At 69.9% G+C, this 22,720-nt stretch carries 19 protein-coding genes and 2 pseudogenes; 14 read left to right on the plus strand and 7 right to left on the minus strand.

Translation table 11 applies throughout. The features are described 5' to 3' along the window. Nucleotides 1-79 precede the first annotated feature (79 nt). Entirely contained in the window at nt 80-724 is a 645-nt protein-coding gene (locus tag ABFX50_RS40195; RefSeq protein WP_346154178.1) for an NmrA family NAD(P)-binding protein, read from the minus strand. A gap of 46 nt (nt 725-770) precedes the next feature. Next, nucleotides 771-902 (minus strand): annotated as a pseudogene (locus tag ABFX50_RS51540) (NAD-dependent epimerase/dehydratase family protein); the annotation flags it as partial. A 60-nt stretch (nt 903-962) separates the two neighbouring features. Between ABFX50_RS51540 and ABFX50_RS40200 the strand changes: the two are divergent. Beyond that, complete coding sequence (locus ABFX50_RS40200) at nt 963-1,907, plus strand: helix-turn-helix transcriptional regulator (RefSeq protein WP_346154180.1); 945 nt, start codon at nt 963-965, stop codon at nt 1,905-1,907. A 45-nt stretch (nt 1,908-1,952) separates the two neighbouring features. On the opposite strand, the gene ABFX50_RS40205 is transcribed toward ABFX50_RS40200, so the two are convergent. The 3 genes and pseudogenes from ABFX50_RS40205 to ABFX50_RS40215 all read right to left on the minus strand — a co-directional run. Beyond that, a complete protein-coding gene (locus ABFX50_RS40205; RefSeq protein ID WP_346154182.1) occupies nt 1,953-2,894 on the minus strand; it encodes a hypothetical protein in 942 nt (313 codons plus the stop codon). Continuing rightward, nucleotides 2,891-3,223, minus strand: a complete 333-nt coding sequence (locus tag ABFX50_RS40210) for a PadR family transcriptional regulator (protein ID WP_346154183.1) — start codon at nt 3,221-3,223, stop codon at nt 2,891-2,893. The genes ABFX50_RS40205 and ABFX50_RS40210 overlap by 4 nt, the downstream gene beginning before the upstream one ends. A 26-nt stretch (nt 3,224-3,249) precedes the next feature. Further along, nucleotides 3,250-3,576, minus strand: a pseudogene (locus ABFX50_RS40215) (serine hydrolase); the annotation flags it as partial. A gap of 431 nt (nt 3,577-4,007) precedes the next feature. On the opposite strand from ABFX50_RS40215, the gene ABFX50_RS40220 reads away from it, so the two are divergent. From ABFX50_RS40220 to ABFX50_RS40250, 7 genes are read left to right on the plus strand one after another with little or no spacing between them, the layout of a single operon-like run. Further along, nucleotides 4,008-4,358, plus strand: coding sequence for a bifunctional 3-phenylpropionate/cinnamic acid dioxygenase ferredoxin subunit (locus ABFX50_RS40220; protein ID WP_183642058.1), 351 nt, complete (start codon nt 4,008-4,010; stop codon nt 4,356-4,358). Continuing rightward, nucleotides 4,355-5,527, plus strand: a complete 1,173-nt coding sequence (locus tag ABFX50_RS40225) for an NAD(P)/FAD-dependent oxidoreductase (RefSeq protein ID WP_346154185.1) — start codon at nt 4,355-4,357, stop codon at nt 5,525-5,527. The genes ABFX50_RS40220 and ABFX50_RS40225 overlap by 4 nt, the downstream gene beginning before the upstream one ends. Before the next feature lie 14 nt (nt 5,528-5,541). After that, the gene (locus tag ABFX50_RS40230; protein WP_346154186.1) at nt 5,542-6,627 is read left to right on the plus strand and encodes an S-(hydroxymethyl)mycothiol dehydrogenase; all 1,086 of its coding nucleotides are present in this window, start codon (nt 5,542-5,544) and stop codon (nt 6,625-6,627) included. Beyond that, nucleotides 6,627-6,842: a hypothetical protein gene (locus ABFX50_RS40235; protein WP_346154188.1), complete on the plus strand. Its 216-nt coding sequence runs from the start codon at nt 6,627-6,629 to the stop codon at nt 6,840-6,842. Before ABFX50_RS40230 ends, ABFX50_RS40235 begins: the two co-directional genes overlap by 1 nt. Next, nucleotides 6,842-7,462: an MBL fold metallo-hydrolase gene (locus ABFX50_RS40240; protein WP_346154190.1), complete on the plus strand. Its 621-nt coding sequence runs from the start codon at nt 6,842-6,844 to the stop codon at nt 7,460-7,462. The genes ABFX50_RS40235 and ABFX50_RS40240 overlap by 1 nt, the downstream gene beginning before the upstream one ends. Before the next feature lie 27 nt (nt 7,463-7,489). Then, nucleotides 7,490-8,614, plus strand: coding sequence for an aromatic ring-hydroxylating oxygenase subunit alpha (locus tag ABFX50_RS40245; protein WP_346154192.1), 1,125 nt, complete (start codon nt 7,490-7,492; stop codon nt 8,612-8,614). Continuing rightward, a complete protein-coding gene (locus tag ABFX50_RS40250) occupies nt 8,590-10,860 on the plus strand; it encodes an FdhF/YdeP family oxidoreductase (RefSeq protein ID WP_379506348.1) in 2,271 nt (756 codons plus the stop codon). Before ABFX50_RS40245 ends, ABFX50_RS40250 begins: the two co-directional genes overlap by 25 nt. Here ABFX50_RS40250 and ABFX50_RS40255 read toward each other — a convergent pair. Continuing rightward, entirely contained in the window at nt 10,857-11,630 is a 774-nt protein-coding gene (locus tag ABFX50_RS40255) for an IclR family transcriptional regulator (RefSeq protein WP_221240853.1), read from the minus strand. The two genes, ABFX50_RS40250 and ABFX50_RS40255, sit on opposite strands and share 4 nt — an antisense overlap. Nucleotides 11,631-11,757: 127 nt before the next feature. Here ABFX50_RS40255 and betA point away from each other — a divergent pair, with 127 nt between their 5' ends. Beyond that, nucleotides 11,758-13,395 (plus strand): choline dehydrogenase, encoded by a 1,638-nt coding sequence (gene betA, locus ABFX50_RS40260; RefSeq protein WP_346154194.1) that lies wholly within the window; start codon nt 11,758-11,760, stop codon nt 13,393-13,395. A gap of 49 nt (nt 13,396-13,444) precedes the next feature. Here betA and purU read toward each other — a convergent pair whose 3' ends face one another. Continuing rightward, nucleotides 13,445-14,308, minus strand: a complete 864-nt coding sequence (gene purU / locus ABFX50_RS40265; protein WP_346154196.1) for a formyltetrahydrofolate deformylase — start codon at nt 14,306-14,308, stop codon at nt 13,445-13,447. Nucleotides 14,309-14,533: 225 nt separating this feature from the next. Between purU and ABFX50_RS40270 the strand changes: the two genes are divergently transcribed. The 5 genes from ABFX50_RS40270 (at nt 14,534) to ABFX50_RS40290 (ending at nt 22,719) form a co-directional block, all read left to right on the plus strand. Then, nucleotides 14,534-15,994 carry an aldehyde dehydrogenase family protein gene (locus ABFX50_RS40270; protein WP_346154198.1) on the plus strand — a complete coding sequence of 487 codons (1,461 nt, stop codon included), beginning with the start codon at nt 14,534-14,536 and terminating at the stop codon, nt 15,992-15,994. Nucleotides 15,995-16,018: 24 nt separating this feature from the next. Next, nucleotides 16,019-17,080, plus strand: coding sequence for a quaternary amine ABC transporter ATP-binding protein (locus ABFX50_RS40275; RefSeq protein WP_346154200.1), 1,062 nt, complete (start codon nt 16,019-16,021; stop codon nt 17,078-17,080). Continuing rightward, entirely contained in the window at nt 17,077-19,065 is a 1,989-nt protein-coding gene (locus ABFX50_RS40280; RefSeq protein ID WP_183642093.1) for an ABC transporter permease subunit, read from the plus strand. Before ABFX50_RS40275 ends, ABFX50_RS40280 begins: the two co-directional genes overlap by 4 nt. 75 nt (nt 19,066-19,140) lie before the next feature. Then, a complete protein-coding gene (locus ABFX50_RS40285; protein ID WP_312895293.1) occupies nt 19,141-20,124 on the plus strand; it encodes an ABC transporter substrate-binding protein in 984 nt (327 codons plus the stop codon). Nucleotides 20,125-20,310: 186 nt separating this feature from the next. Then, entirely contained in the window at nt 20,311-22,719 is a 2,409-nt protein-coding gene (locus ABFX50_RS40290; protein WP_346154202.1) for a GcvT family protein, read from the plus strand. The last annotated feature ends 1 nt before the right edge of the window (nt 22,720 follow it).

Here is a 22,720-nt window from a genome sequence, read left to right on the forward strand (position 1 = left end):
CTCCGGGAGATCGGATCGTGCCCGCCGTGACGGACCGAGACCCGCGCGCCCGCCTTCGCAGGAGATCGCGGGCGTGTGCTCAGGGCTGTTGCCACACGCCCCTGGCCGCCGCTTCGGCGGCGTAGGTGCCGAAGTCCTTTCCCGGGCGTTCGAGGATCTTCTCCACGACCCCGGTGGGTTCGGCGTCACCCTGCGCCGCGGCGGCGGAGAAGTTCTCGATCAGGGTGTCGATCACCTCGTCCGGTGTGCCCTCGGCGCGCAGGGACTCGCGGTACGCGCCGGGGGTGCCGTCGAAGTGAACCGCGAGCCCGGTCGCGCGCTGGATGTGGGCGAGGGCCTCTGGGAATGACAACGCCCTCGGACCGGTCAGAGGCAGGACCTGGCCGATGTGATCCTCACTGATCAGGACCTGGGCCGTGACGGCGGCGATGTCGTCGGCGTCCACGAAGCCCTGGCGGGTCGAGCCCACGGGCACGCACAGGCGCCCATCGAGGACGGCTTGGCGAAAGAAGGTCTCGAAGTTCTGGTTGAACCAGTCGGGGCGGACGATCGTCCACGCGCATCCGGACTCGCGTACCTGCCGCTCCGCCTCCTGGAGGTGGGTGACGTTCATGACGTCGACGCCGCGGTCCGAGTGAAGGACGACCCTCCGCACCCCGGTTCGGTAGGCCTCCCGCATGAACGCCTCCGGCATGCCGGTCTGGTCCGGCAGCAGGGCGTACATGGTGTGGACGCCGTCGAGGGCGGCGGCTCCAGGTGTCCTGGACCGACCAGTCGAACCGGCACTCAGCGTGCCTGGCGGCGACCCTGACGTTGTGACCGGCGTCGCGTAGCCGGTCGGCGACCCGGCTCCCGACCGTGCCGGTGCCGCCCAGGACGAGGATGGGGGTGTTCGTGGTCATGCTGACACGCTACGGACGGTCGCGGACGGATCCTGTCCTCATCTCGGGGTGAGATGGAGCATGGCTCATTCGACCGAACGCCTCTTCTCGCTGCTCTCCTGTCTGCAGTCAGGTCGCCCGATGTCCGGACGCGAACTCGCCGCTCGGCTGGACGTCGATGTCCGGACGGTTCGAAGGGACATCGCCAGGCTCAGGGACATGGGTTACCGCGTCGACGCAGGACCCGGTCCGCACGGGGCGTACGAGCTGCGCGCCAGCGCGGCCATGCCGCCCTTGGTGCTCTCGGACGAAGAGGCCGTGGCGCTCGTTGTGGGCATGGCCCTGGCCACGGCCAGGTCAGGCCTGACCGGCACGGCGAGGAGCGCGGGGGACGAAGACCCAGCCCAGAGCGCGCTGGGCAAGCTGACGCGGGTGCTGCCGCGCCCGCTGGCGGCGACGTGCCGGCGCGTCACCGAGGCCCTGACCACCTCGCCCGAGGTCACGGTCCCCGTCGACGCGGGACTCCTCGCCACCCTGGCACAGGGGGCCGAGCAGGGCAGGACCGCGATGCTGGAGCTGAGCGACGGCACCACGCCAGAGGTGCAGCCCCACCGGCTGCTCCTTCGGCGCAGGCGGTGGTACCTGCTCGCGCGGGCTCACGACACCTGGGCAGTCCACCGGTTGGACGGGATCCGGTCCTGCACCCTGACGCGGACGTCCTTCGCCCCTCACCCCCTCGCCCCCGGCCGAGAAGCGGAGGAGCTCGAGCGCCTCCTGCCCGACCGGCGGATCCGGGTACGCATCAGGTTCGAGGCCGACTCCGCCGCCGTCATCGACCGCTTCCGCAACGAAGAGCCCGACGTCATCAAGGACGGCCCGCGGCACGTGATCCTGACCGCTCGCGTCGACTCGCTGGAGTGGGCGGCCATGCTCGCGACCCTCGTGGACGAGGCCTTCACGGTCCTCGAGCCGAACGAGCTGAAGCAGCGCTGCCACACCCTCGCCCGGCGTCTCGCCAACGCCTGACCGCGCGGTGGGAACCCGTGCCGTGCCAGATCTCCACAGCGACGTTCAGCGATCAGTCGCCGAAGCGACCGGACCGTTCCTGCGCCAGGCCAGGGCGGCCGCGACGGCGAAGGCCAGTGCCGCGCAGCCGAGCTGGGCGAGGGCCGTGGAGGTGGGCACGAACGGCAGGTCCCCGAGGTCGCCGAGGGCCGCTGCGGGTACGAACAGCAGCAGCGCCGCCCGCCGCCCCACAGCCGATCGGCACGCGTACCCGGCCGCCAGCGCGACCACGACGAGCCACGGCAAGGGCTTCCACCTCACGATGTCGAGGTCGACCGGAACGTCCACCCACCGCACGATGGCCTTGCTGGCGGTCAGCCCTGCCAGCGCGAGCGGCCCCCACAGCAGGAAGGCGCGCCAGGGGATGAGCATGATCGCTCGGTGCGCCGCGGGGACGAAGGCGATGACAACCGCGGCCACCTGGGCCAGCAGGACGGGGCCGTGGTTCGGGAACAGCAGCGTGTCCAGATTCAGCAGACGCGGATGGCCGATGTGGTACAGCACGAAAACGACCGCGCCGAGCACGGCGATCCACCGGCGGCGGAGCAGAAGGGCCAGCACAGGCAGGGCCGCGACGACGACAGGCTCGGTCGGGAGCAGTGTCCAGGTCAGTCGCTCCCAAGCGGTGCCGTGGCCGTTGTTCAGGGTCTCGGCGGCCTGCAGCAGACGGAGCGCCAGTGCGCCGATCAGCATCAGGGACGGCCACAGCGCGACAGCGAGGGCCAGCCCGTCCCGCCAGGCGGGTGCGGAGACCGGGCCGAAGGCCCGCCGGCCGTGCACGCGCAGCGCGCCTCGCAGCAGGTCCGCCACGTCGGCCGGATCCGGGCGGATCTGGCCCTGTCGCGCCCCCGCCAGCAGGACGCTGATCATCTCTTCCTCGTGCCGTGCCCGATGGTCGCGTGGGTAGCAGGCCAGAAGGCGCCGGTAGCGGGCTTCGAGCGGGCTCATGCCGCGCCTCCCGAGCCGGCGGCGCGCAGACGCACGGTGGCCGCTCGCGCGTGCCTGCGCATCCGCTCGGCCTCCGCCGCCAGCCTGGTCGCACCGTCGCCGGTCAACCTGTAGTAGCGCCGCACCCTGCCGTCGACGATCTCCTCCCGGTCCTCGGTGATGAGGCCCTCCGCCTGGAGGCGGTCGAAAGCGGCGTAGAGGGTGCCGGCGCGCAGGCGGACCTGACCGTCGGAGATGCGTTCCACGTCGGTGATGACGCCGTACCCGTGCTGTGGACCGGCGGCGAGCGCGGTCAGGATCAGGAAGGTTGGCTCCTGCATCTGCCTCATGTGATCAATATATACAGATCATCTACTCATGTGGCCAAGGTCCGGAACTGGGTGGCGGCTGTGCCGTCCACGGATCGGGCGGTGCCGCTCAGCACGACGACACCGATTCGCCGCTCCGGATCGAAGCCGACGTAGGAGGCGAAACCGCCGGTGCGCCCGTTGTGCCAGATCCGGCGGCCGCCACCGATCTTCGGATGCAGGCGGGTCTCCATCCAGCCCAACTGGACGGCCTGCAACGGGTTGACGCGGTGCTCGGTCCTGCGGCTGAGGCCGATGGCCTCCTCGCGGCACTCGATCTGGGCCTGGAGAAAGGTGAGCAGGTCCGCCGCCGTCGAGCGGAGCCCGCCGCGGACCGTCCGGCCGCCAGGCCGCCGGCCGCCTCCTGGACGATCGACTCAAGATCGCGGCCCACGGGCACCCCTTCCGAACGACACTCAGACCGAACCACAGGAAGGGTACGGCCTCTCGACGAGGAGCCCTGATCGGGGCGACCCTGTCCCGGCGTCCGAACGACGAGTGACCGCAGGCGCCGGGTGCCCGCCGTGGCGGCCCCGCCACGCAGGACCCGGCGACGGACGGCGTCGATCGGCTCCCGCCTGTCTCGGCGCGTCTCCGTCAACGCCCTGATCAGCGAGCTGCCACCCCGTTGGTGATCGCCGGAGCGGCTTCGACATCAAAACGCGCACTTCTCGGGCAAACCGGTCTTGACATCCGCAACCCCACACCCGCACCCTGTTGCGTATAGCGCGAGATGTTTCTCTTTGTGAAACCGAGGTGTGACACGATGATCCCAGCGTGCCCACTTGCATCACTGCCGAGAGGCGAGGCCCTCCGCCTCGAAGCCGATCCGCCCATCGCCGTCTTCCACACCGAGGAGGGCGAGATCCTGGCCATCGACGACACCTGTACGCACCAGGATGCCTCGTTGGCCGACGGCTGGCTCGAGGGGTGCGAGATCGAATGCCCGCTGCACGCCTCGCGGTTCGACCTCCGTACCGGCCGGGTGGACGCCCCTCCTGCCAAGCGCCCGGTCCGCACCCATCAGGTGGTGATCGAGGACGACGTCATCTACGTCGTGCCGTCCGAAGAGGAGCCGAACCTGCCGCCCGGCGTCACGCTGAAGGGGCAGGCGTGAACACCGTCTGCGTCGTGGGCGCCTCGCTGGCAGGGCTCCTGACGGCCCGCGCGCTGCGCGGCCAGGGGTACACGGGCCGCCTCGTGCTCGTCGGGGAGGAGAGGCACCGCCCCTACGACCGGCCGCCTCTGTCCAAGGACTTCCTCAGGGGCGCCGTCGGCGAGGCCGATCTCGCGCTGGAGGGCGAGGGAGAAGAGCTCGACGCCGAATGGCGGCTCGGCGTGGCCGCGACCGGGTTCGACGCCGTCGCCCGCCGCGTGACGCTGAGCGACGCCACCTCCATCAGAGCCGACGGCATCGTGATCGCCACCGGGGCCTCCGCCCGCACCCTGCGGGGCTCACGGGGGCTGGCGGGTGTCCACACGCTGCGCACGCTCGACGACGCCCGCGCGCTCCGCCGCGAGCTGGGCGAAGGCAGGCGGCTGGTCGTGATCGGCGGCGGCTTCATCGGCGCCGAGGTGGCCGCCACGGCGTGTGAGCTCGGCCTGGAGGTCACGCTCGTGGAGTCGGGGCCCGCGCCGCTGGCCGGCGTCCTCGGCGCCCCGATGGCGGAGGCGATCGCCACCCTGCACGAGAGGCGCGGCGTACGCCTGGTGCGCGGCGCCTACGTCACGGAGCTGACAGGAGCAGGCAGGGTGGACGGCGTGCGGCTGGCCGACGGCGCCCACCTGCCCGCCGACGTCGTCGTCGTGGGGATCGGCGCGATCCCCAACATCTCGTGGCTGGAGGGAAGCGGCCTCGAGCTCGGCGACGGCGTGCTCTGCGACGAGGGCGGCGGCACCCGCGTGCCCGGCGTCGTCGCGGTCGGCGACTGCGCGGCCTGGTTCGATCCCGCGCAGGGCGGCCACCACAGGATCGAGCACTGGACCGGCGCCAGGCAGCGGGCCGCCGTCGCGGCGGCGACGCTGCTGTCGGGCGGCACGGCTCGCCCCGAGCCCGCCCGCCCCGCCTACTTCTGGTCCGACCAGTTCGACATCAAGATCCAGTTCATCGGGCACGCCGAGCACGCCGACTCGGTGACCGTGGAGGAGGGCGACCTCGCCGGCCACAGCTTCCTCGCCGTCTACCGGCAGGGTGAGCGTCCTGTCGCGGTGCTGGGAGTCAACCAGGTCAGGCTGTTCACCCGATGGCGCCGCCACTTGGAGACCGCGCCGGTCCAGGCCGGCTGACACAGGAGTGAATCATGGCTCATGAAGTACGCGGCGTGGTCGCGACGGGCAAGGGCAGGCCGGTAAGCCTGGAGACGATCCTGGTCCCCGACCCAGGACCGGGCGAGGCGCTGGTGAAGGTGCAGGCGTGCGGCGTCTGCCACACCGACCTGCACTACCGCGAGGGCGGCATCAGCGACGACTTCCCCTTCCTGCTCGGCCACGAGGCGGCGGGCGTGGTGGAGGCCGTCGGCCCCGACGTCAAGGACGTCGCCGTCGGCGACTTCGTCATCCTCAACTGGCGCGCGGTGTGCGGCTCCTGCCGCGCCTGCCTGCGGGGCCGCCCGCAGTACTGCTTCGCCACCCACAACGCCACGCAGAAGATGACGCTGAAGGACGGCACGCCGCTCAGCCCCGCGCTCGGGATCGGCGCCTTCGCCGAGAAGACGCTGGTGGCCGCGGGGCAGTGCACCAAGGTCGATCCCGCGGCCGCGCCCGCCGCGGCGGGGCTGCTCGGCTGCGGCGTGATGGCCGGCCTCGGCGCCGCCGTGAACACCGGCGCGGTCAGCCGCGGCGACTCGGTCGCGGTGATCGGCTGCGGCGGCGTGGGCAACGCGGCCATCGCGGGATCGCGGCTGGTCGGAGCCACCACGATCATCGCGGTGGACGTCGACGACCGGAAGCTCGACTGGGCCCGCGGGTTCGGCGCGACCCACACGGTGAACGCGAAGGAGAGCGATCCCGTCGAGGCCGTGAGGGAGCTCACCGGCGGGTTCGGCGCCGACGTGGTGATCGACGCCGTCGGGCGTCCCGAGACCTTCAAGCAGGCCTTCTACGCCCGCGACCTGGCGGGGACCGCCGTGCTCGTGGGCGTGCCCACCCCGGAGATGACGCTGGAGCTGCCGCTCCTCGACGTCTTCGGCCGCGGCGGCGCGCTGAAGTCCAGCTGGTACGGCGACTGCCTGCCGAGCCGTGACTTCCCCCTGCTGATCTCGCTCTACCTGCAGGGCCGCTTCGACCTGGACGCCTTCGTCACCGAGACCATCGCCCTCGACGACGTCGAGGCCGCCTTCACCAAGATGCACCACGGCGACGTCCTGCGCTCGGTGGTGGTGCTGTGATGGATCCGCAGCGTAGCGAGGACATCCGTCATGGCATTGGCCGGGCGGTGCCCGGTGAAGGGAGCACTGTGATGGATCCGCAGCGTAGCGAGGACATCCGTCACAGCATTGGCCGGGCGGTGCCCGGTGAAGGGAGCACTGTGATGGATCCGCAGCGTAGCGAGGACATCCGTCATGGCATTGGCCGGGCGGAGCCCGGTCAGGGAGCACTGTGATGAGGGTCGAGCGGTTGGTCACCTCGGGGACGTTCAGTCTGGACGGCCAGACGTGGGACGTCGACAACAACGTGTGGCTCCTCGGCGACGACGACCAGGTGCTGGTCATCGACGCGGCTCACGACGCGGATGCGATCGCGGCGGCCGTCGGCGAGCGCAGGCTCGTGGGCATCGTGTGCACCCACGCCCACGACGACCACGTGAACGCCGCACCAAGGCTGGCCGCGCGCACCGGCGCGCCGGTCCACCTGCACCCTGACGACTCGGTGCTGTGGAAGCTCACGCACCCGGCCGCGACACCCGATCGCGCGCTGGCCGACGGGCAGATCATCAGGATCGGCGACAGCGCCGTCCATGTCCTTCACACTCCAGGGCACGCTCCGGGCGCCGTCTGCCTGTACGTGCCCGAGCTGGGCGTCCTGTTCTCCGGCGACACGCTCTTCCGCGGCGGACCCGGGGCGACGGGCAGGTCGTACAGCGACTTCCCGACGATCATCTCGTCCATCAGCCGGCTGCTCACGCTGCCGGCCGAGACCGTGGTCCACACCGGCCACGGCGACGACACCAGCATCGGAGCCGAGGCTCCGCAGCTCGAGGACTGGATCCGCCGAGGGCACTGACCCGGCCCGTACCAGAGGAGTACTCCCGTGACGACCTCAAGCCCCGCCACCACCTCCAGCGTGATCCCCACCCTGCCCGGCCACTACTACACCGATCAGGAGCTGTTCGCGCGGGAGCAGAAGAACATCTTCGAGGCGATGTGGTTCTGCGTGGTGCGCTCGTCCGACCTGCCGAAGCCGGGCTCGTTCAAAACGGTCCAGGTGGGCGGCGAGAGCATCCTGGTCACCAGGGCGCGCGACAAGACGGTACGCGCCTTCTTCAACGTCTGCAGGCACCGCGGCGCGCAGTTGTGCGCCGAGGAGTCAGGCGAGGTCAAGCGGGCCTTCCAGTGCATGTACCACGCATGGACCTACGACCTCGACGGCAAGCTGATCGCCGCGCCCAACCTCACCAAGATGGCCGATCTCGACCGCGTCGAGTACGGCCTGGTCAAGGTGCACGTCCGTGAATGGCTCGGCTACGTGTGGGTCTGCCTGGCCGACGAGCCGCCCTCCTTCGAGGAGGACGTGCTCGGCGCCGTGACCGAGCGGCTCGGCGCCCTGGAGCTGATCGACAACTACGACGTGGCGGGGCTCGAGGTCGGCCGCAGGATCGTCTACGACGTGAAGGCCAACTGGAAGCTCATCATCGAGAACTTCATGGAGTGCTACCACTGCGCCACGATCCACCCGGAGCTGACAGAGGTGCTGCCCGAGTTCGCCGACGGCTACGCGGCGCAGTACTTCGTCGGGCACGGCGCGGAGTTCGGTGACGAGATCCGCGGCTTCACCGTGGACGGCTCCGAGGGGCTCGACCGCATCCCCGGCGTGAGCGAGGACCAGGACCGGCGCTACTACGCGATCACGATCAAGCCGCAGGTTTTCATCAACCTGGTTCCCGATCATGTCATCGTGCATCGTATGTTTCCTTTGGCGGTCGACAGGACCGTCGTCGAATGTGACTGGCTCTATCTTCCCGGCGTGGTGGCGAGCGGAAAGGACCTCGACAAGTCCGTCGAGCTCTTCCACCGCGTCAACGAGCAGGACTTCGAGGCGTGCGAGCGCTGCCAGCCCGCGATGGGTTCGCGCACGTACGCCAGGGGAGGAGTGCTCGTGCCGAGCGAGCACCACATCGGCGCTTTCCACGAATGGGTACAGGACAGGATCGGCTGACAGTGGTTCGAAAGGCGCCGCGCGACGATGCCGGCGACGAGGGCATGCGGGTCGTCCCGCCCAAGGACTGGGCGGGCGGCCTGCCGGCCGTGGCCCACGCGATGGAGACGGCCTATCGCCAGATGGGGGTGGGTCGCACCGCGCTGACCCTGCTCCAGGTCAACCAGAAACGCGGCTTCGACTGCCCCGGCTGCGCCTGGCCCGAGGGTGAGCATCGCAGTCCCGTCGAGTTCTGCGAGAACGGCGCCAAGGCCGTCGCGGAGGAGGCCACCACGCGAAGGGTCGGGCGGGAGTTCTTCGCCGCTCACCCCGTGGGCGAGCTGGCCGTCCGCAGCGACCACTGGCTCGGCCAGCAGGGCAGGCTCACCGAGCCCATGCACAAGCCGGCGGGCTCCGACCACTACGTGCCGATCGCGTGGGAGGCCGCCTTCGAGATCATCGCCAGGGAGCTGCGCGCGCTCGGCGGCCCCGACGAGGCGGTCTTCTACACCTCGGGCCGCACCTCCAACGAGGCCGCGTTCGTCTACCAGCTGCTCGTGCGCCGCTTCGGCACCAACAACCTGCCCGACTGCTCCAACATGTGCCACGAGTCGAGCGGCTCGGCGCTCAACCAGACGCTCGGCATCGGGAAGGGCACGGTGTCGCTGGAGGACCTGCACAGGGCGGAGCTCATCTTCGTCGTGGGGCAGAACCCCGGCACCAACCACCCCCGCATGCTCACGGCGCTGGAGCGGGCCAAGCGCGGAGGGGCCCGCATCGTCGCGGTCAACCCGCTGCCCGAGGCGGGCCTGCTGCGCTTCAAGAACCCGCAGAAGCCCTCCGGTCTCGGCAGGGGCACCGCGCTCGCCGACCGCTTCCTGCAGATCCGCCTCAACGGGGACATGGCGTTGTTCCAGGCGCTGTCCCTCCTCCTGCTCGACTCCGCCGACCAGGAGTTCATCGAGCGTCACACCCACGGCTTCGAGGACTGGGAGCGCCACCTGCGCGCGCTCGACTGGGAGCGGGTGCTGGAGGCCACCGGCCTGTCCATGGCCGAGCTCGAGGCGACGGCCGAGGACGTGCGGGCGGCGGGTTCGGTCGTCGTGTGCTGGGCCATGGGGCTGACGCAGCACCGCAACTCGGTGGCCACGATCAGGGAGGTCGTGAACTTCCTGCTGCTGCGCGGCAACGTGGGCAGGAGCGGCGCAGGGGTCTGCCCGGTGCGCGGGCACTCCAACGTCCAGGGCGACAGGACCATGGGCATCTACGAGAAGCCGTCACAGGCGTTCCTCGACGCGCTGGGCAAGGAGTTCGGGTTCTCGCCGCCAGGCCACCACGGGCTCGACACCGTGGAGGCGATCAGGGCCATGCGCGACGGTTCGGCCAAGGTGTTCGTCGGGATGGGCGGCAACTTCGTCAGGGCCACTCCCGACAGCGACGTCACCGAGGCGGCGCTGCGCCGTACCCGGTTGACCGTGCAGATCTCCACCAAGCTGAACCGCTCGCACGCGGTGTGCGGCAGGGAGGCGCTCATCCTGCCCACGCTCGGCCGTACCGAGCGGGACCCCGCCGGCTACGTGACCGTCGAGGACTCGATGGGCCTGGTGCACGCCTCCACGGGCCGGCTCAGACCGGCCTCGGCCGAGCTGCTGTCCGAGGTGGCCATCGTCTGCCGGCTGGCGGGCGCGCTGTTCGGCGACGACCCGCACGTGCCGTGGGCCGGCTTCGAGCACGACTACGGCGCGATCAGGGACCGGGTGTCGCGGGTGATCCCCGGCTTCGAGGACTTCAACGCCCGCGCGCCAGGCGGCTTCGCGCTGCCCAACGCGCCGAGGGACGAGCGCAGGTTTCCCACCGCCACGGGGAAGGCCAACTTCACCGTCAACGCGCTCGAGGTGCTGCGGGTCCCGCCAGGCCGGCTGCTGCTGCAGACGGTCAGGAGCCACGACCAGTACAACACCACGATCTACGGGCTCGACGACCGCTACCGAGGGGTGAAGGCGGGACGCAGGGTCGTCTTCGTGCATCCGGACGATCTGGCCGAGCGCGATCTGGCCGACGGCGACCTGGTGGACCTGATCAGCGAGTGGCCGGACGGCGAGCGCAAGGCCGAGGGGTTCAGGGTGATCGCCTATCCGACGGCGCGCGGCTGCTGCGCGGCCTACTTCCCCGAGACCAACGTGCTGGTGCCGCTGGACTCGGTGGCCGAGACGTCCAACACCCCGACGTCCAAGAGCGTGGTGGTACGGCTGGAGCGGGCCGGCTAGCCCGCGTAGCCGAGGCGGCGGCTGATCTCCTCGGCGCCGTCGATGAGGACGGGGGCCAGCTCGTGCATGCGCTCGGCGCTGAAGCGGTAGGCGGGCCCCGAGGCGCTGACGGCCGCGACGACCTCTCCGTGGTAGGAGCGGATGGGCGCGGCCATGGCGTTGAGGCCCTCCTCCAGCTCCTCCAGGCAGAAGGCGTAGCCGGTCGAGCGGGCCTCGTCCAGCTGCCGCTCCAGCGCGTCGACCGCCGTGATCGTCCTGGGCGTGAAGCTCTCCAGCTTCCCGTCGGACAGCAGCTTGGCGCGCTGCCCGTCCTCCTGGTGGGCCAGCAGCACCTTGCCGCTGGAGGTGGCGTGGAGCGGCGTCACCTGGCCCACCCAGTTGTAGGCGGTGACCGCGGACGGACCCCTGACCTGGTCGAGGTTGATCGCGTAGGAGGAGCGGAGCACGGCGATGTTCACCGTCTCGCCGATCGCCTCCGCCAGCCGCTGGCAGACGGCCCGCGCGCGCTGGGTGATGTCCATCTGCGTGCTGACCCCGCCGGCCAGCCTGATGATGCCGAAACCGAGGCGATACTTGCCCCGGTCCTCGGCCTGCTCGACGAGGCCGCGCGCCTCGAGCGCGCCGAGCAGCCTGAAGGCGGTCGACTTGTGGACGTCGATCTCGGCGGCCACCTCGCTGACCCCGGCTTCGCCCCGGCGCGAGAGGATCTCCAGCACGCTGATCGCCCGATCGACCGACTGCACGCCCCCGCTGCTCGAGTCGTTGCTCATAGCGAAACTGTAAGTGCTGAAGGCAACCGAGTCGAACTCATCCCCAAAAGATCTCCTGTTGCGACTAGTGCAACACAATGCGCAGGACGCTACGATTCGGTGAAACGCGCGAGCGAGACGAGGCAACATGACGTCACAGCACTACGACTTCGTCATCGTCGGAGGCGGCTCGGCGGGCAGCGCCCTGGCCAACCGGCTCTCCGCGGACCCCGCCACGCGGGTGCTGGTCCTCGAGGCCGGCCGTCCTGACTATCCGTGGGACGTCTTCATCCACATGCCCGCGGCCCTGCCCTTCCCGATCGGCAACCGCCTCTACGACTGGAAGTACGAGTCGGAGCCCGAGCCGCACATGCACGGCAGGCGCATCTACCACGCGCGCGGCAAGGTGCTCGGCGGTTCCAGCAGCATCAACGGGATGATCTTCCAGCGCGGCAACCCCCTCGACTACGAGCGGTGGGGCGCCGACCCGGGGATGAAGACGTGGGACTACGCCCACTGCCTGCCGTACTTCAAGCGGATGGAGAACTGCCTGGCCGATCCAGGCACGCCCTTCCGCGGCCACGACGGGCCGCTGGCGCTGGAGCGGGGGCCGGCGAGCACGCCGCTCTACGACGCCTTCTTCGAGGCCGTGCAGCAGGCGGGCTACCCGCTCACCGACGACGTCAACGGCTACCGTCAGGAGGGCTTCGCCCGCTTCGACCGCAACATCAGGCGCGGCCGCAGGCTCAGCGCGGCCCGCGCCTACCTGCACCCCGTCATGAAGCGCCCCAACCTCACCGTCAGGACGCGGACGCTGGTGACGCGGGTCGTCTTCGAGGGCAGGCGCGCCGTCGGCGTGGAGTACGACGGCGGAGCCGTCAGGGCGGGCGAGGTCATCCTGTGCGGAGGCGCGATCAACTCGCCGCAGCTCCTGCAGCTGTCCGGCGTCGGCAACGCGCGGGAACTGGGCGCCCTTGGCATCGACGTGGTGCACGACCTGCCGGGCGTGGGGGAGAACCTCCAGGACCATCTCGAGGTCTACATCCAGCACGGCTGTAGCAGGCCCGTCTCCATGCAGCCGAACCTGCAGAAGTGGCGCCACCCGTGGATCGGCGCGCAGTGGCTGTTCCTGCGGAGCGGACCCGGCGCGACCAACCACTTCGAGGCGGGCGGCTTCGTCAGGAGCAACGACGAGGTCGACTATCCCAACCTGATGTTCCACTTCCTGCCCATCGCCGTGCGCTACGACGGCTCGGCGCCCTCGGGTGGGCACGGCTACCAGGTGCACGTGGGGCCGATGTACTCCGACGCGCGCGGCTCAGTCAAGATCAAGAGCGCCGACCCTCGGCAGCACCCCGCCCTGCGCTTCAACTACCTGTCGACCGAGCAGGACAGGCGGGAGTGGGTGGAGGCCGTCAGGGTGGCCCGCGACATCCTGGGCCGGCCCGCGCTCGGCGCCTACAGCACGGGCGAGATCTCGCCGGGCCCCTCGGTGGAGAGCGACGAGGAGATCCTCGACTGGGTCGCCAAGGACGGCGAGACGGCCCTGCATCCGTCCTGCACGGCCAGGATGGGCGTGGACGACCTGTCGGTGACCGACCCGGAGACGATGCGGGTGCACGGCGTCGACGGGCTGAGGGTGGTGGACGCCTCGGTCATGCCGTACGTCACCAACGGCAACATCTACGCGCCGGTGATGATGCTGGCGGAGAAGGCGGCCGACCTGATCCTCGGCAACACGCCGCTGCCGCCCGAGCCGACGGAGTTCTACCGCCACAGGGCATGAGGAAAGGCGGTGGGGGCCGGCACCCCCACCGCCTCCTCACGCGGCGGGCTCAGCGGAAGACGACGGTCCTGTCCCCATTGAGCAGCACGCGTTGCTCGCTGTGCCACTTGACGGCCCTGGCCAGCACCTGGGCCTCGACGTCGCGGCCGGCCGCGACCAGGTCCTCGGGGTCGAGTTCGTGGTCCACCCTCGCCACGTCCTGCTCGATGATGGGCCCCTCGTCGAGGTCGGCCGTGACGTAGTGGGCGGTGGCGCCGATGAGCTTCACCCCCCGCTCGTGGGCCTGGTGGTACGGCTTGGCGCCCTTGAAGCCCGGCAGGAACGAGTGGTGGATGTTGATGGCCCGGCCTTCCAGGCGCTTGCACATGTCGTCGGAGAGGATCTGCATGTAGCGGGCCAGCACCACCAGGTCCGCGTCGTACTCGGCCACCAGGTCGAGCACCTTGGCCTCGGCCTCCGCCTTGCCGTCAGCGGTGACCGGGACGTGGTGGAAGGGCACGCCGTAGGAGGTCGCGAGCGGCTCCAGATCGGGATGGTTGGAGACGATCGCGGGGACATCGATGTTGAGGCCCCCCACCTGCCTGCGGAAGAGCAGGTCGTTCACGCAGTGGCCGAACTTCGACACCATGACGAGCGCCCTGGTGGGCGTCGCCGCGTCGTTGAGCTGCCAGGTCATCTGGAACGACTCGGCGACGTAGGCGAAGCCCTCGCGCAGCTCCTCCAGGCCGTCATGGGCGGCGAAGTGCACGCGCATGAAGAAACCGCCGCCGCGCCGGTCGTTGAACTGCTTGCTCTGCAACATGTCACCGCGGTGCTGGACGAGGAAGCTGCTCACCGCGTACACGATGCCTGGCTTGTCCGAGCAGGAGACGGTGAGGATGAACTCGCGGCCTGGGCCTGGACGAGGGGACATCACACCTCCTTGTGTTGCGTATTACGCAAAATGGTGATGTATACGCAACAGCGTGGACGCGCGAGCGTCCGCTCGTCAAGAGGGGTGACTCGGGATAAACGGAATCACAACGTATGGATTCACCCAGTGATTCCCCCAAACCCTTGACGAACGGAGGGTAACGGGTCAATTGTGTTCCCCATTGAGCATGGCCTTGCGTCATACGCAACGATCAGAGGTGTGCCGATGACCGATCTCTACATCGGCGGCACGTGGACCAAGCCGGTCGCCGGCGGACAGCGGAGTATCCTCTCGCCCGCCGACGGCAGTCTCGTGGCCACGGTCGCCGAAGCATCAGCGGCCGACACCACGGCCGCGATCAGGGCCGCGAGGCACGCCTTCGACCGCGGTCCGTGGCCTGGCACTCCCGCCAGGGAACGGGGCGCCCTGCTGTCCACGGTCGCCGACCTGGTGGAGCGCGACCGCGACGCCTTCGCCCGAGCCGAGTCGGGCGACACGGGCAAGCGGCTCGTCGAGAGCGAGTACGACGTCGACGACTCCGTCGCCTGCCTGCGCTACTTCGCAGGGGTGGCCGGCACGGACGCGGGACGGGTCGTCGACACCGGCCGCCCCGACGCGATCAGCCGGATCGTCCACGAGCCCGTCGGCGTCTGCGGCCTGATCACGCCGTGGAACTACCCGCTGCTGCAGACCACGTGGAAGGTGGCGCCGGCGCTCGCCGCGGGCAACACCTTCGTCCTCAAGCCCAGCGAGCTCACCCCGAGCACGGCGATCCTGCTGGTCCGAGCGCTGGAGGAGGCAGGGCTGCCCGCGGGGGTGGCCAACCTCGTGCTCGGCGCGGGACCCGAGGTGGGCGCGCCGCTGGCCGAGCACCCCGACGTCGACATGGTGTCGTTCACCGGCGGCCTGGCGACGGGACGGCGCATCATGGCGGCGGCGTCGGCCACCGTGAAGCGCGTCGCGCTCGAACTCGGGGGCAAGAACCCCAACATCGTCTTCGCCGACGCGGACTTCGAGAGCGCGGTCGACTTCGCCCTCACCGCCGTGTTCCTGCACTCGGGACAGGTCTGCTCGGCAGGCGCGCGTCTCCTGGTGGAGGACTCCCTGCACGACGCCTTCGTCGACGAGGTGGTCAGGAGGGCGGAGCGGATCCGCCTCGGCGGCCCCTTCGACCCCGATGCCCAGGCGGGCCCGCTCATCTCCGCCGCGCACCTGGCGAAGGTCGAGGAGTACGTGGCCGCGGGGCTCGCCGAGGGGGCGACCCTCCGCTGCGGGGGCCGCCGCCTGGACGGCGCTGGCCACTTCTACCCGCCGACCGTCCTCGACGACTGCAAGCAGGGCATGCGCGTGGTGCGGGAGGAGTCCTTCGGCCCCGTGCTGACCGTCGAGCGCTTCACCGGCGAGGAGGAGGCCATCCGCCTGGCCAACGACACCGAGTACGGCCTGGCCGGCGCCGTCTGGACCCAGGACGCGGGCAGGGCCCAGCGCGTCGCGGGACGGCTCCGCCACGGCACGGTGTGGATCAACGACTACCACCCCTACGTGCCCCAGGCCGAATGGGGCGGCTTCAAGCAGTCGGGCATCGGCCGCGAGCTCGGCCCGACCGGACTGGACGAGTACCGCGAGATCAAGCATGTGTGGCAGAACACCCGCCCGCGCCCCCAGCGGTGGTTCCCCGCGAACTGACGCTCCGACGACCAAGAGGTGGCCATGACCGTGCCGTCACTGACCGAACCACGTCAGCTCGACACCGACACCCCACCTGTCCTCGCCGTCAGGGGACTGTGGAAGGTGTTCGGTCCCAAGGCCGACGGAGTCGTCGGCACCACGCTCAGCCGTAAGGAACTCAAGGAGCAGACCGGCTGTGTCGCCGCCGTGCGCGACGTCTCCTTCGACGTCAGGCGAGGCGAGGTGTTCGTCGTCATGGGCCTGTCGGGCTCGGGCAAGTCCACCCTCGTCCGCTGCCTGACCAGGCTGATCGAGCCGACGGCGGGCGAGATCGTCCTGGACGGCGAGGACATCCGCAAGGCCGACGACCGCAGGCTGCGCGAGCTGCGCAGGCACCGCATGGCCATGGTGTTCCAGCACTTCGGGCTGCTGCCGCACCGCTGCGTGCTGGACAACGTGGCCTTCGGCCTGGAGATCCGCGGCGTGCCCAAGCAGGAGCGCTACGCCCGCGCCCGTGAGGTGGTGGACCTGGTCGGGCTCAACGGCTTCGAGAACTCCTACCCCGACCAGCTGTCAGGCGGCATGCAGCAGCGCGTCGGACTGGCCCGCGCGCTGGCCGCCGACCCCGAGGTGCTGCTGTTCGACGAGCCGTTCTCCGCGCTCGACCCGCTGATCAGGCGGGAGATGCAGAACGAGGTCATCCGCCTGCACCACGAGGTCGGCAAGACGATGGTCTTCATCACCCACGACCTCAGCGAGGCGCTCAAGCTCGGCGACAGGATCCTCATCATGCGCGACGGCGAGCTCGTCCAGGTCGGCACGCCCGACCAGGTGGTGGGCGCGCCCGCGGACGACTACGTCAGGGACTTCGTCAGCGACGTCCCCCGCTCGCACGTCCTGACGCTGCGCTGGATCATGCGCCCACCCCTGATGGACGAGTCGCTCGACGGCCCCGTGCTCGGCCCCGACGTCGTCATCCGCGACGCGGTGCACACCGTGCTGTCGGCCGACAGGCCGGTCCGCGTGATCGAAGGCGACGACCTGCTCGGAGTCGTCACCAGCGCCGAGATCCTCGAGGTGATCGCGGGAGGGCAGGAACGATGACCACCGTGGCGGTGGTGGCCGCCAGGCTGCCTGCCCGCAGATACCTGCTCCTCGCGGTGCTCGCTCTGTGGGTGCTCGGCTGGGCGGTCTTCGAAGGACGTGACACGCTCGGCCTCGGCGGCGCCGAGCTGACGCCCCTGCACACCTCGCTCAACGAGGGCATGGACGCCATCGACGACAGCCGCAACAGCAACCCGTTCTTCCTGTACTTCATCAACTACGTCAGGCTTTTCCTCGACGAGGCGGTGACCTTCGTCCAGGCGCTGATCAGCCAGCCCTCCTTCGGCCGTCCGCTGCCCGTCCTGGGCTGGCTCGGCGTCGTCGCGCTGGCCACGGCCATCGCGTGGCTGTGGGGCAACGGCAAGGTGGCGCTGCTCACCGCGGCGGGCCTGATCTCCTTCGGCGTGCTGGGGCTGTGGCAGGAGAGCATGGACACCCTCGCTCTCACGCTGACCGCGGTGGTGCTCTCTCTGGCCGTCGGCATCCCGCTCGGGGTGTGGGCCGGGCTGAACGACCGGTTCAACCGGCTGGTGACGCCGGTGCTCGACTTCATGCAGACGATGCCGACGTTCGTCTACCTGGCGCCGCTGACGCTCTTCTTCCTCATCGGACCTGCCAGCGCCACGGTCGCCACGATGATCTACGCCATCCCCCCGGCGATCCGCATCACCTCCCACGGCATCAGGCAGGTCTCGCACGACACGCTCGAGGCCGGGGCGTCGCTGGGCGCCACGGGGGTGCAGTCACTGCGCCACGTGCGGCTGCCGATGGCCAAGCAGACGATCATCGTCGGCGTCAACCAGACCATCATGGCGGCACTGTCCATGGCGACCATCGCGGCGCTCATCGACGCGCCCGGCCTGGGCAAGACGGTGCTGAAGGCGTTGCAGACCCTCGACGTGGGCACCGCGTTCAACGCGGGCCTGGCCATCGTCATCATGGCCGTCGTCCTGGACAGGGTGACCTCCGCCGCCAGCAGGAGGGTGGAGGCCGACCGGCGGGCAGGCCGGCTGCGCGGCACCAGGAGGCGCAGGCTGGAGCTGGCGGGCGCGTTCGGCGTCGTGGCCGTGCTCGGCTACCTGTCCTACACCTACGTCTGGGCCGCGGACTTCCCGATCCAGGCCAACCTCGGCTCCTACGTGCGCCAGGCCGCGGACGCGGGAAGCCTGTGGGTGCAGGACAACCTCGCCGCCTACACCGACGCGCTCAAGAACGTGCTCACCAACACGCTGCTCAACCCGTTCGAGAAACTGCTCACCGCCTCACCGTGGTGGCTCGTCCTCGCCGTCGCCGTCGCCGTCGCACTGCTGGTGGGCAGCGTCCGCGCGGCTCTCGTGACCGCCGCGGGGCTGCTGGTGCTGGTGCTGCTCGGCCTCTGGCAGGACAGCATGGTGACGCTGGCCTCGACGCTCGTCGCGACGATCCTCGTCATGGTGCTCGGCGTGGTGCTGGGCGTGTGGATGGGCCGCAGCGACAGGGTCGACACGGTCCTCAGACCGGTGCTCGACGCGGGCCAGACCATGCCCGCCTTCGTCTACCTGGTGCCGATCCTCGGACTGTTCGGCCCGACGCGGTTCACCGCGATCATCGCGGCCGTCGTCTTCGCCGCGCCCATCGCCATCAAGCTGGTGGCCGAGGGCATCAGGCGGGTCTCGCCCACCACCGTGGAGGCCGCCATCTCGGCGGGTACGGGGACGTGGCAGCTCATCTCCAAAGTCCAGCTCCCGATGGCGCGCAGCGGTGTGACGCTGGCGGCCAGCCAGGGACTGATCTACGTGCTGTCGATGGTGGTCGTCGGCGGCCTGGTTGGAGCCGGAGCCCTCGGTTACGACGTGGTGGCCGGCTTCTCCCAGCACCAGCTCCGCGGCAAGGGGCTGGCCGCCGGGCTCGCGATCGTCGTGCTCGGCATCGTGCTCGACCGCGTCATGCGCGCCGCCACGCAGCGGGCCGACGTGGCCGCGCACGGCGGTGTGACCCACAAGTAGCGGTGTGACCCGGCAAGTGCCGGTGTCACCCACAAGTAACGGAAAAGCCGGCCAGTGAGAACTCAGGAGGACCAGGTGGCGTTGTCAAGGAGTGGAAGGGTCAGGGCGATCGTGCTCGTGACCGGCACCGGTCTCCTGCTCACCGCGTGCGGAGGAGCGAAGGTGGGGGAGGCCCAGCAGCCTGCGGCAGGGGGCGAGGGGAAGAACTGCGGGACGTTCAACCTGGCCATCAACCCGTGGGTGGGATACGAGGCGAACGCCGCCGTCATCGCGCACGTGGCGGAGAAGAACCTCGGCTGCAAGGTGGTGAAGAAGGACCTCAAGGAGGAGGTGGCGTGGCAGGGCTTCGCCACCGGCGAGGTCGACGCGATCGTGGAGAACTGGGCCCACGACGACCTCAAGAAGAAGTACATCGAGGATCAGAAGGTGGCTGTATCGGCCGGCCTGACCGGCAACAAGGGCGTCATCGGCTGGTACGTGGCGCCGTGGATGGCCAAGAAGTATCCCGACATCACCGACTGGAACAACCTCAACAAGTACGCCCCGCTGTTCAAGACCTCCGAGTCCGAGGGCAAGGGCCAGCTGCTCGACGGCGATCCCTCGTTCGTCACCAACGACGCGGCCCTGGTGAAGAACCTCAAGCTCGACTACAAGGTGGTCTACGCAGGCAGTGAGGCCGCGCTCATCACCGCCTTCCGCCAGTCGGAGAAGCAGCAGAAGCCCGTCCTCGGCTACTTCTACGAGCCGCAGTGGTTCCTGTCGGAGCTCAAGCTGGTCAAGGTGAATCTGCCCGCCTACACCGAAGGCTGCGACGCGGACGCGGCCAAGGTGGCCTGCGACTACCCGCCCTACGATCTCGACAAGATCGTGAGCAAGAAGTTCGCCGACTCCGGCAGTCCCGCCTACACGCTGGTCAAGAACTTCACCTGGACGAACGACGACCAGAACCTCGTGGCGAAGTACATCGCCGAGGACAAGATGACGGCCGAGGAGGCCGCCGCCAAGTGGGTGGCCGACAACCCCGCCAAGATCAAGCCCTGGCTGCCGCCGGCGAGCTGACGCACCCCCGGCCCGATCGCACCTGCCTGCGATCGGGCCGGGTTGCGATGGCTATTGGAACGTTCTAAAGCGCCGCAAAGCCGTACGGAATAAGACAGAACACCTATTGACACCCGGAAGGCAGCGAGCGACGCTTGTTGCGGAAAACGCTTTTGGTTGCATATGTCGCAACAACGGAGGTGGCTAATGACGGGCCCGAGCGTCGTCATCATCGGGGCGGGCGTGGTCGGCGCGGCCCTGGCCGACGAGTTGTCCGCCCGCGGCTGGACCGAGGTCACCGTGGTCGACCAGGGAGACGTACCCGCCACCGGCGGCTCCTCCTCCCACGCCCCCGGCCTGGTGTTCCAGACCAACGGCTCGAAGACCATGACCGAGATGGCCCGCTACACGGTCGAGAAGTTCGTCGCCCTCGACAGCTTCCTCCAGGTGGGCGGCCTCGAGGTGGCCACCACCCCCGAACGGCTCGCCGAACTGCACCGCAGGCACGGCTGGGCGGCCGCGTGGGGGATCGAGGCGCACCTGCTCTCGCCCGAGGAGTGCGTGGCCAAGCACTCCCTCCTCGACGGATCCAAGGTGCTCGGCGGCCTGTTCCTGCCCACCGACGGCCTCGCCAAGGCGGTCAGGGCGGTCGACGCGCAGCTCGCCAGAGCGCGGGAGCGCGGAGTGCGGGTGCTGCCCAGGCATGAGGTCCTGGACATCAGGAGCGAGGGCGGCAGGGTCACCTCGGTGGTGACCGACCAGGGCGAGATCGCCGCCGACATCGTCGTCTGCTGCGCCGGCATCTGGGGGCCGAAGGTCGCCCGCATGGTGGGCATGAACCTTCCCCTCACGCCGCTGGCCCACCAGCTCGCCTGGACAGGGCAGGTGCAGGAGCTGGCGGGACAGACCGAGGAGGCCACCAGGCCCATCCTGCGCCACCAGGACGCCGACCTCTACTACCGCGAGCGCTTCGACACCCTGGGCATCGGCTACTACGGTCACCGGCCGATGCCGATCAGCGCCGACGACATCCTGTCGGTCGACGCCGCCGAGGTGATGCCCTCGGTGCTCACCTTCACCCCCGACGACTTCGCCGACGCGTGGTCGGCGACCCAGGAGCTGCTTCCCTCGACCCGGTCGGCCAAGGTCGAGGAGGGCATCAACGGGCTGTTCTCCTTCACCACCGACCACCTGCCGCTGATGGGGGAGTCACCCCAGGTCAAGGGGTTCTGGGTGGCCGAGGCGGTCTGGGTCACCCACTCGGCGGGCGTCGGCCTGGCGATGGCCGAGTGGCTGGTCGACGGCCACTGCTCCACCTTCGACCTGCACGAGTGCGACGTCAACAGGTTCGAGCCGCACCAGCTCGCCCCCGACTACGTGCGGGCCAGGGGCTGCCAGAACTACGTCGAGGTCTACGACATCATCCACCCCCTCCAGCCCATGGAGGAGCCCAGGCCGCTGCGCACCAGCCCCTTCCACCCCCGCCAGCAGGAGCTCGGCGCGATCTTCCTCGAGGCCGCGGGATGGGAGCGCCCTCAGTGGTACGGCGGCAACGCCGGGCTGCTCAAGGGAAGGGACATCCCGACTCCGGGCGACTGGGCCGCACAGTACTGGTCCCCGATCGTCGGCGCCGAGGCCCAGGCCACCCGCGAGTCCGTCGCGATGTACGACATGACCGCGCTCAAGCGCCTGGAGGTCAGCGGCCCCGGCGCCGTCGCCTTCCTGCAGTCCCTCACCACAGGCGACGTGGACAAGTCGGTCGGCTCCGTGACGTACTGCCTCCTGCTCGACACCGACGGAGGCATCCGCAGCGACGTCACCGTCGCCCGCCTCGGTCCCGAGGAGTTCCAGGTCGGCGCGAACGGCAACCTCGACCTCGACTGGTTCGACCGGCACCGCCCCCGCGACGGCTCGGTGCAGGTGCGCGACCTCACCGCCGGCACCTGCTGCGTCGGCGTCTGGGGCCCGCGCGCCCGCGACCTGGTCCAGCCGCTCACCACCACCGACCTGACCGCCCTGCGCTACTTCCGCGGCACCCGCGCCTACATCGGCAACGTGCCCGTCACGATGCTGCGCCTGTCCTACGTCGGCGAGCTCGGCTGGGAGATCTACACCACCGCCGACATGGGACTCAAACTCTGGGACTCCCTGTGGGAGGCGGGCCAGGACCACGGCGTCCTCGCCGGCGGCAGAGGCGCCTTCACCAGCCTGCGCCTGGAGAAGGGCTACCGCTCCTTCGGCACCGACATGACCTACGAGCACGACCCCTACGAGGCGGGCCTCGGCTTCGCCGTGAAGCTGGACAAGGGCGACTTCGTCGGCCGCGACGCCCTGCTGGCCCGCAAGGAGTCGGTGAAGCGCAGGCTCACCTGCCTGCTCACCGACGAGGTGGTCATGGGCAGGGAGCCGGTCTACGACGGCGAGCGCGCCGTCGGCTACGTCACCAGCGCCGCCTACGGATACACGATCGGCAGGGGCATCGCCTACGCGTGGCTTCCGGCCGCGCTCGCGACCCCCGGCCAACCGGTGGACATCGGCTACTTCGACCGCAGGGTCGGGGCCGTGGTCGCCGAGGAACCCCTGTTCGACCCGGCGATGCAGCGCCTGCGCGGTTAGA

The organism is Nonomuraea recticatena, assembly GCF_039533245.1.
Classification (GTDB): Bacteria; Actinomycetota; Actinomycetes; order Streptosporangiales; family Streptosporangiaceae; genus Nonomuraea; species Nonomuraea roseola.

Bases quoted from the DNA above. Each gene is read 5' to 3' on its own strand.
- ABFX50_RS40240 (WP_346154190.1), top strand. From the start codon at position 6,842: ATGAGGGTCGAGCGGTTGGTCACCTCGGGGACGTTCAGTCTGGACGGC.
- ABFX50_RS40270 (WP_346154198.1), top strand. From the start codon at position 14,534: ATGACCGATCTCTACATCGGCGGCACGTGGACCAAGCCGGTCGCCGGC.
- ABFX50_RS40280 (WP_183642093.1), top strand. From the start codon at position 17,077: ATGACCACCGTGGCGGTGGTGGCCGCCAGGCTGCCTGCCCGCAGATAC.
- ABFX50_RS40275 (WP_346154200.1), top strand. From the start codon at position 16,019: ATGACCGTGCCGTCACTGACCGAACCACGTCAGCTCGACACCGACACC.
- ABFX50_RS40200 (WP_346154180.1), top strand. From the start codon at position 963: ATGGCTCATTCGACCGAACGCCTCTTCTCGCTGCTCTCCTGTCTGCAG.
- ABFX50_RS40210 (WP_346154183.1), bottom strand. From the start codon at position 3,223: ATGAGGCAGATGCAGGAGCCAACCTTCCTGATCCTGACCGCGCTCGCC.
- betA (WP_346154194.1), top strand. From the start codon at position 11,758: ATGACGTCACAGCACTACGACTTCGTCATCGTCGGAGGCGGCTCGGCG.
- purU (WP_346154196.1), bottom strand. From the start codon at position 14,308: ATGTCCCCTCGTCCAGGCCCAGGCCGCGAGTTCATCCTCACCGTCTCC.
- ABFX50_RS40235 (WP_346154188.1), top strand. From the start codon at position 6,627: ATGGATCCGCAGCGTAGCGAGGACATCCGTCATGGCATTGGCCGGGCG.
- ABFX50_RS40230 (WP_346154186.1), top strand. From the start codon at position 5,542: ATGGCTCATGAAGTACGCGGCGTGGTCGCGACGGGCAAGGGCAGGCCG.
- ABFX50_RS40255 (WP_221240853.1), bottom strand. From the start codon at position 11,630: ATGAGCAACGACTCGAGCAGCGGGGGCGTGCAGTCGGTCGATCGGGCG.
- ABFX50_RS40205 (WP_346154182.1), bottom strand. From the start codon at position 2,894: ATGAGCCCGCTCGAAGCCCGCTACCGGCGCCTTCTGGCCTGCTACCCA.
- ABFX50_RS40250 (WP_379506348.1), top strand. From the start codon at position 8,590: ATGGGTACAGGACAGGATCGGCTGACAGTGGTTCGAAAGGCGCCGCGC.
- ABFX50_RS40195 (WP_346154178.1), bottom strand. From the start codon at position 724: ATGTACGCCCTGCTGCCGGACCAGACCGGCATGCCGGAGGCGTTCATG.
- ABFX50_RS40290 (WP_346154202.1), top strand. From the start codon at position 20,311: ATGACGGGCCCGAGCGTCGTCATCATCGGGGCGGGCGTGGTCGGCGCG.
- ABFX50_RS40220 (WP_183642058.1), top strand. From the start codon at position 4,008: ATGATCCCAGCGTGCCCACTTGCATCACTGCCGAGAGGCGAGGCCCTC.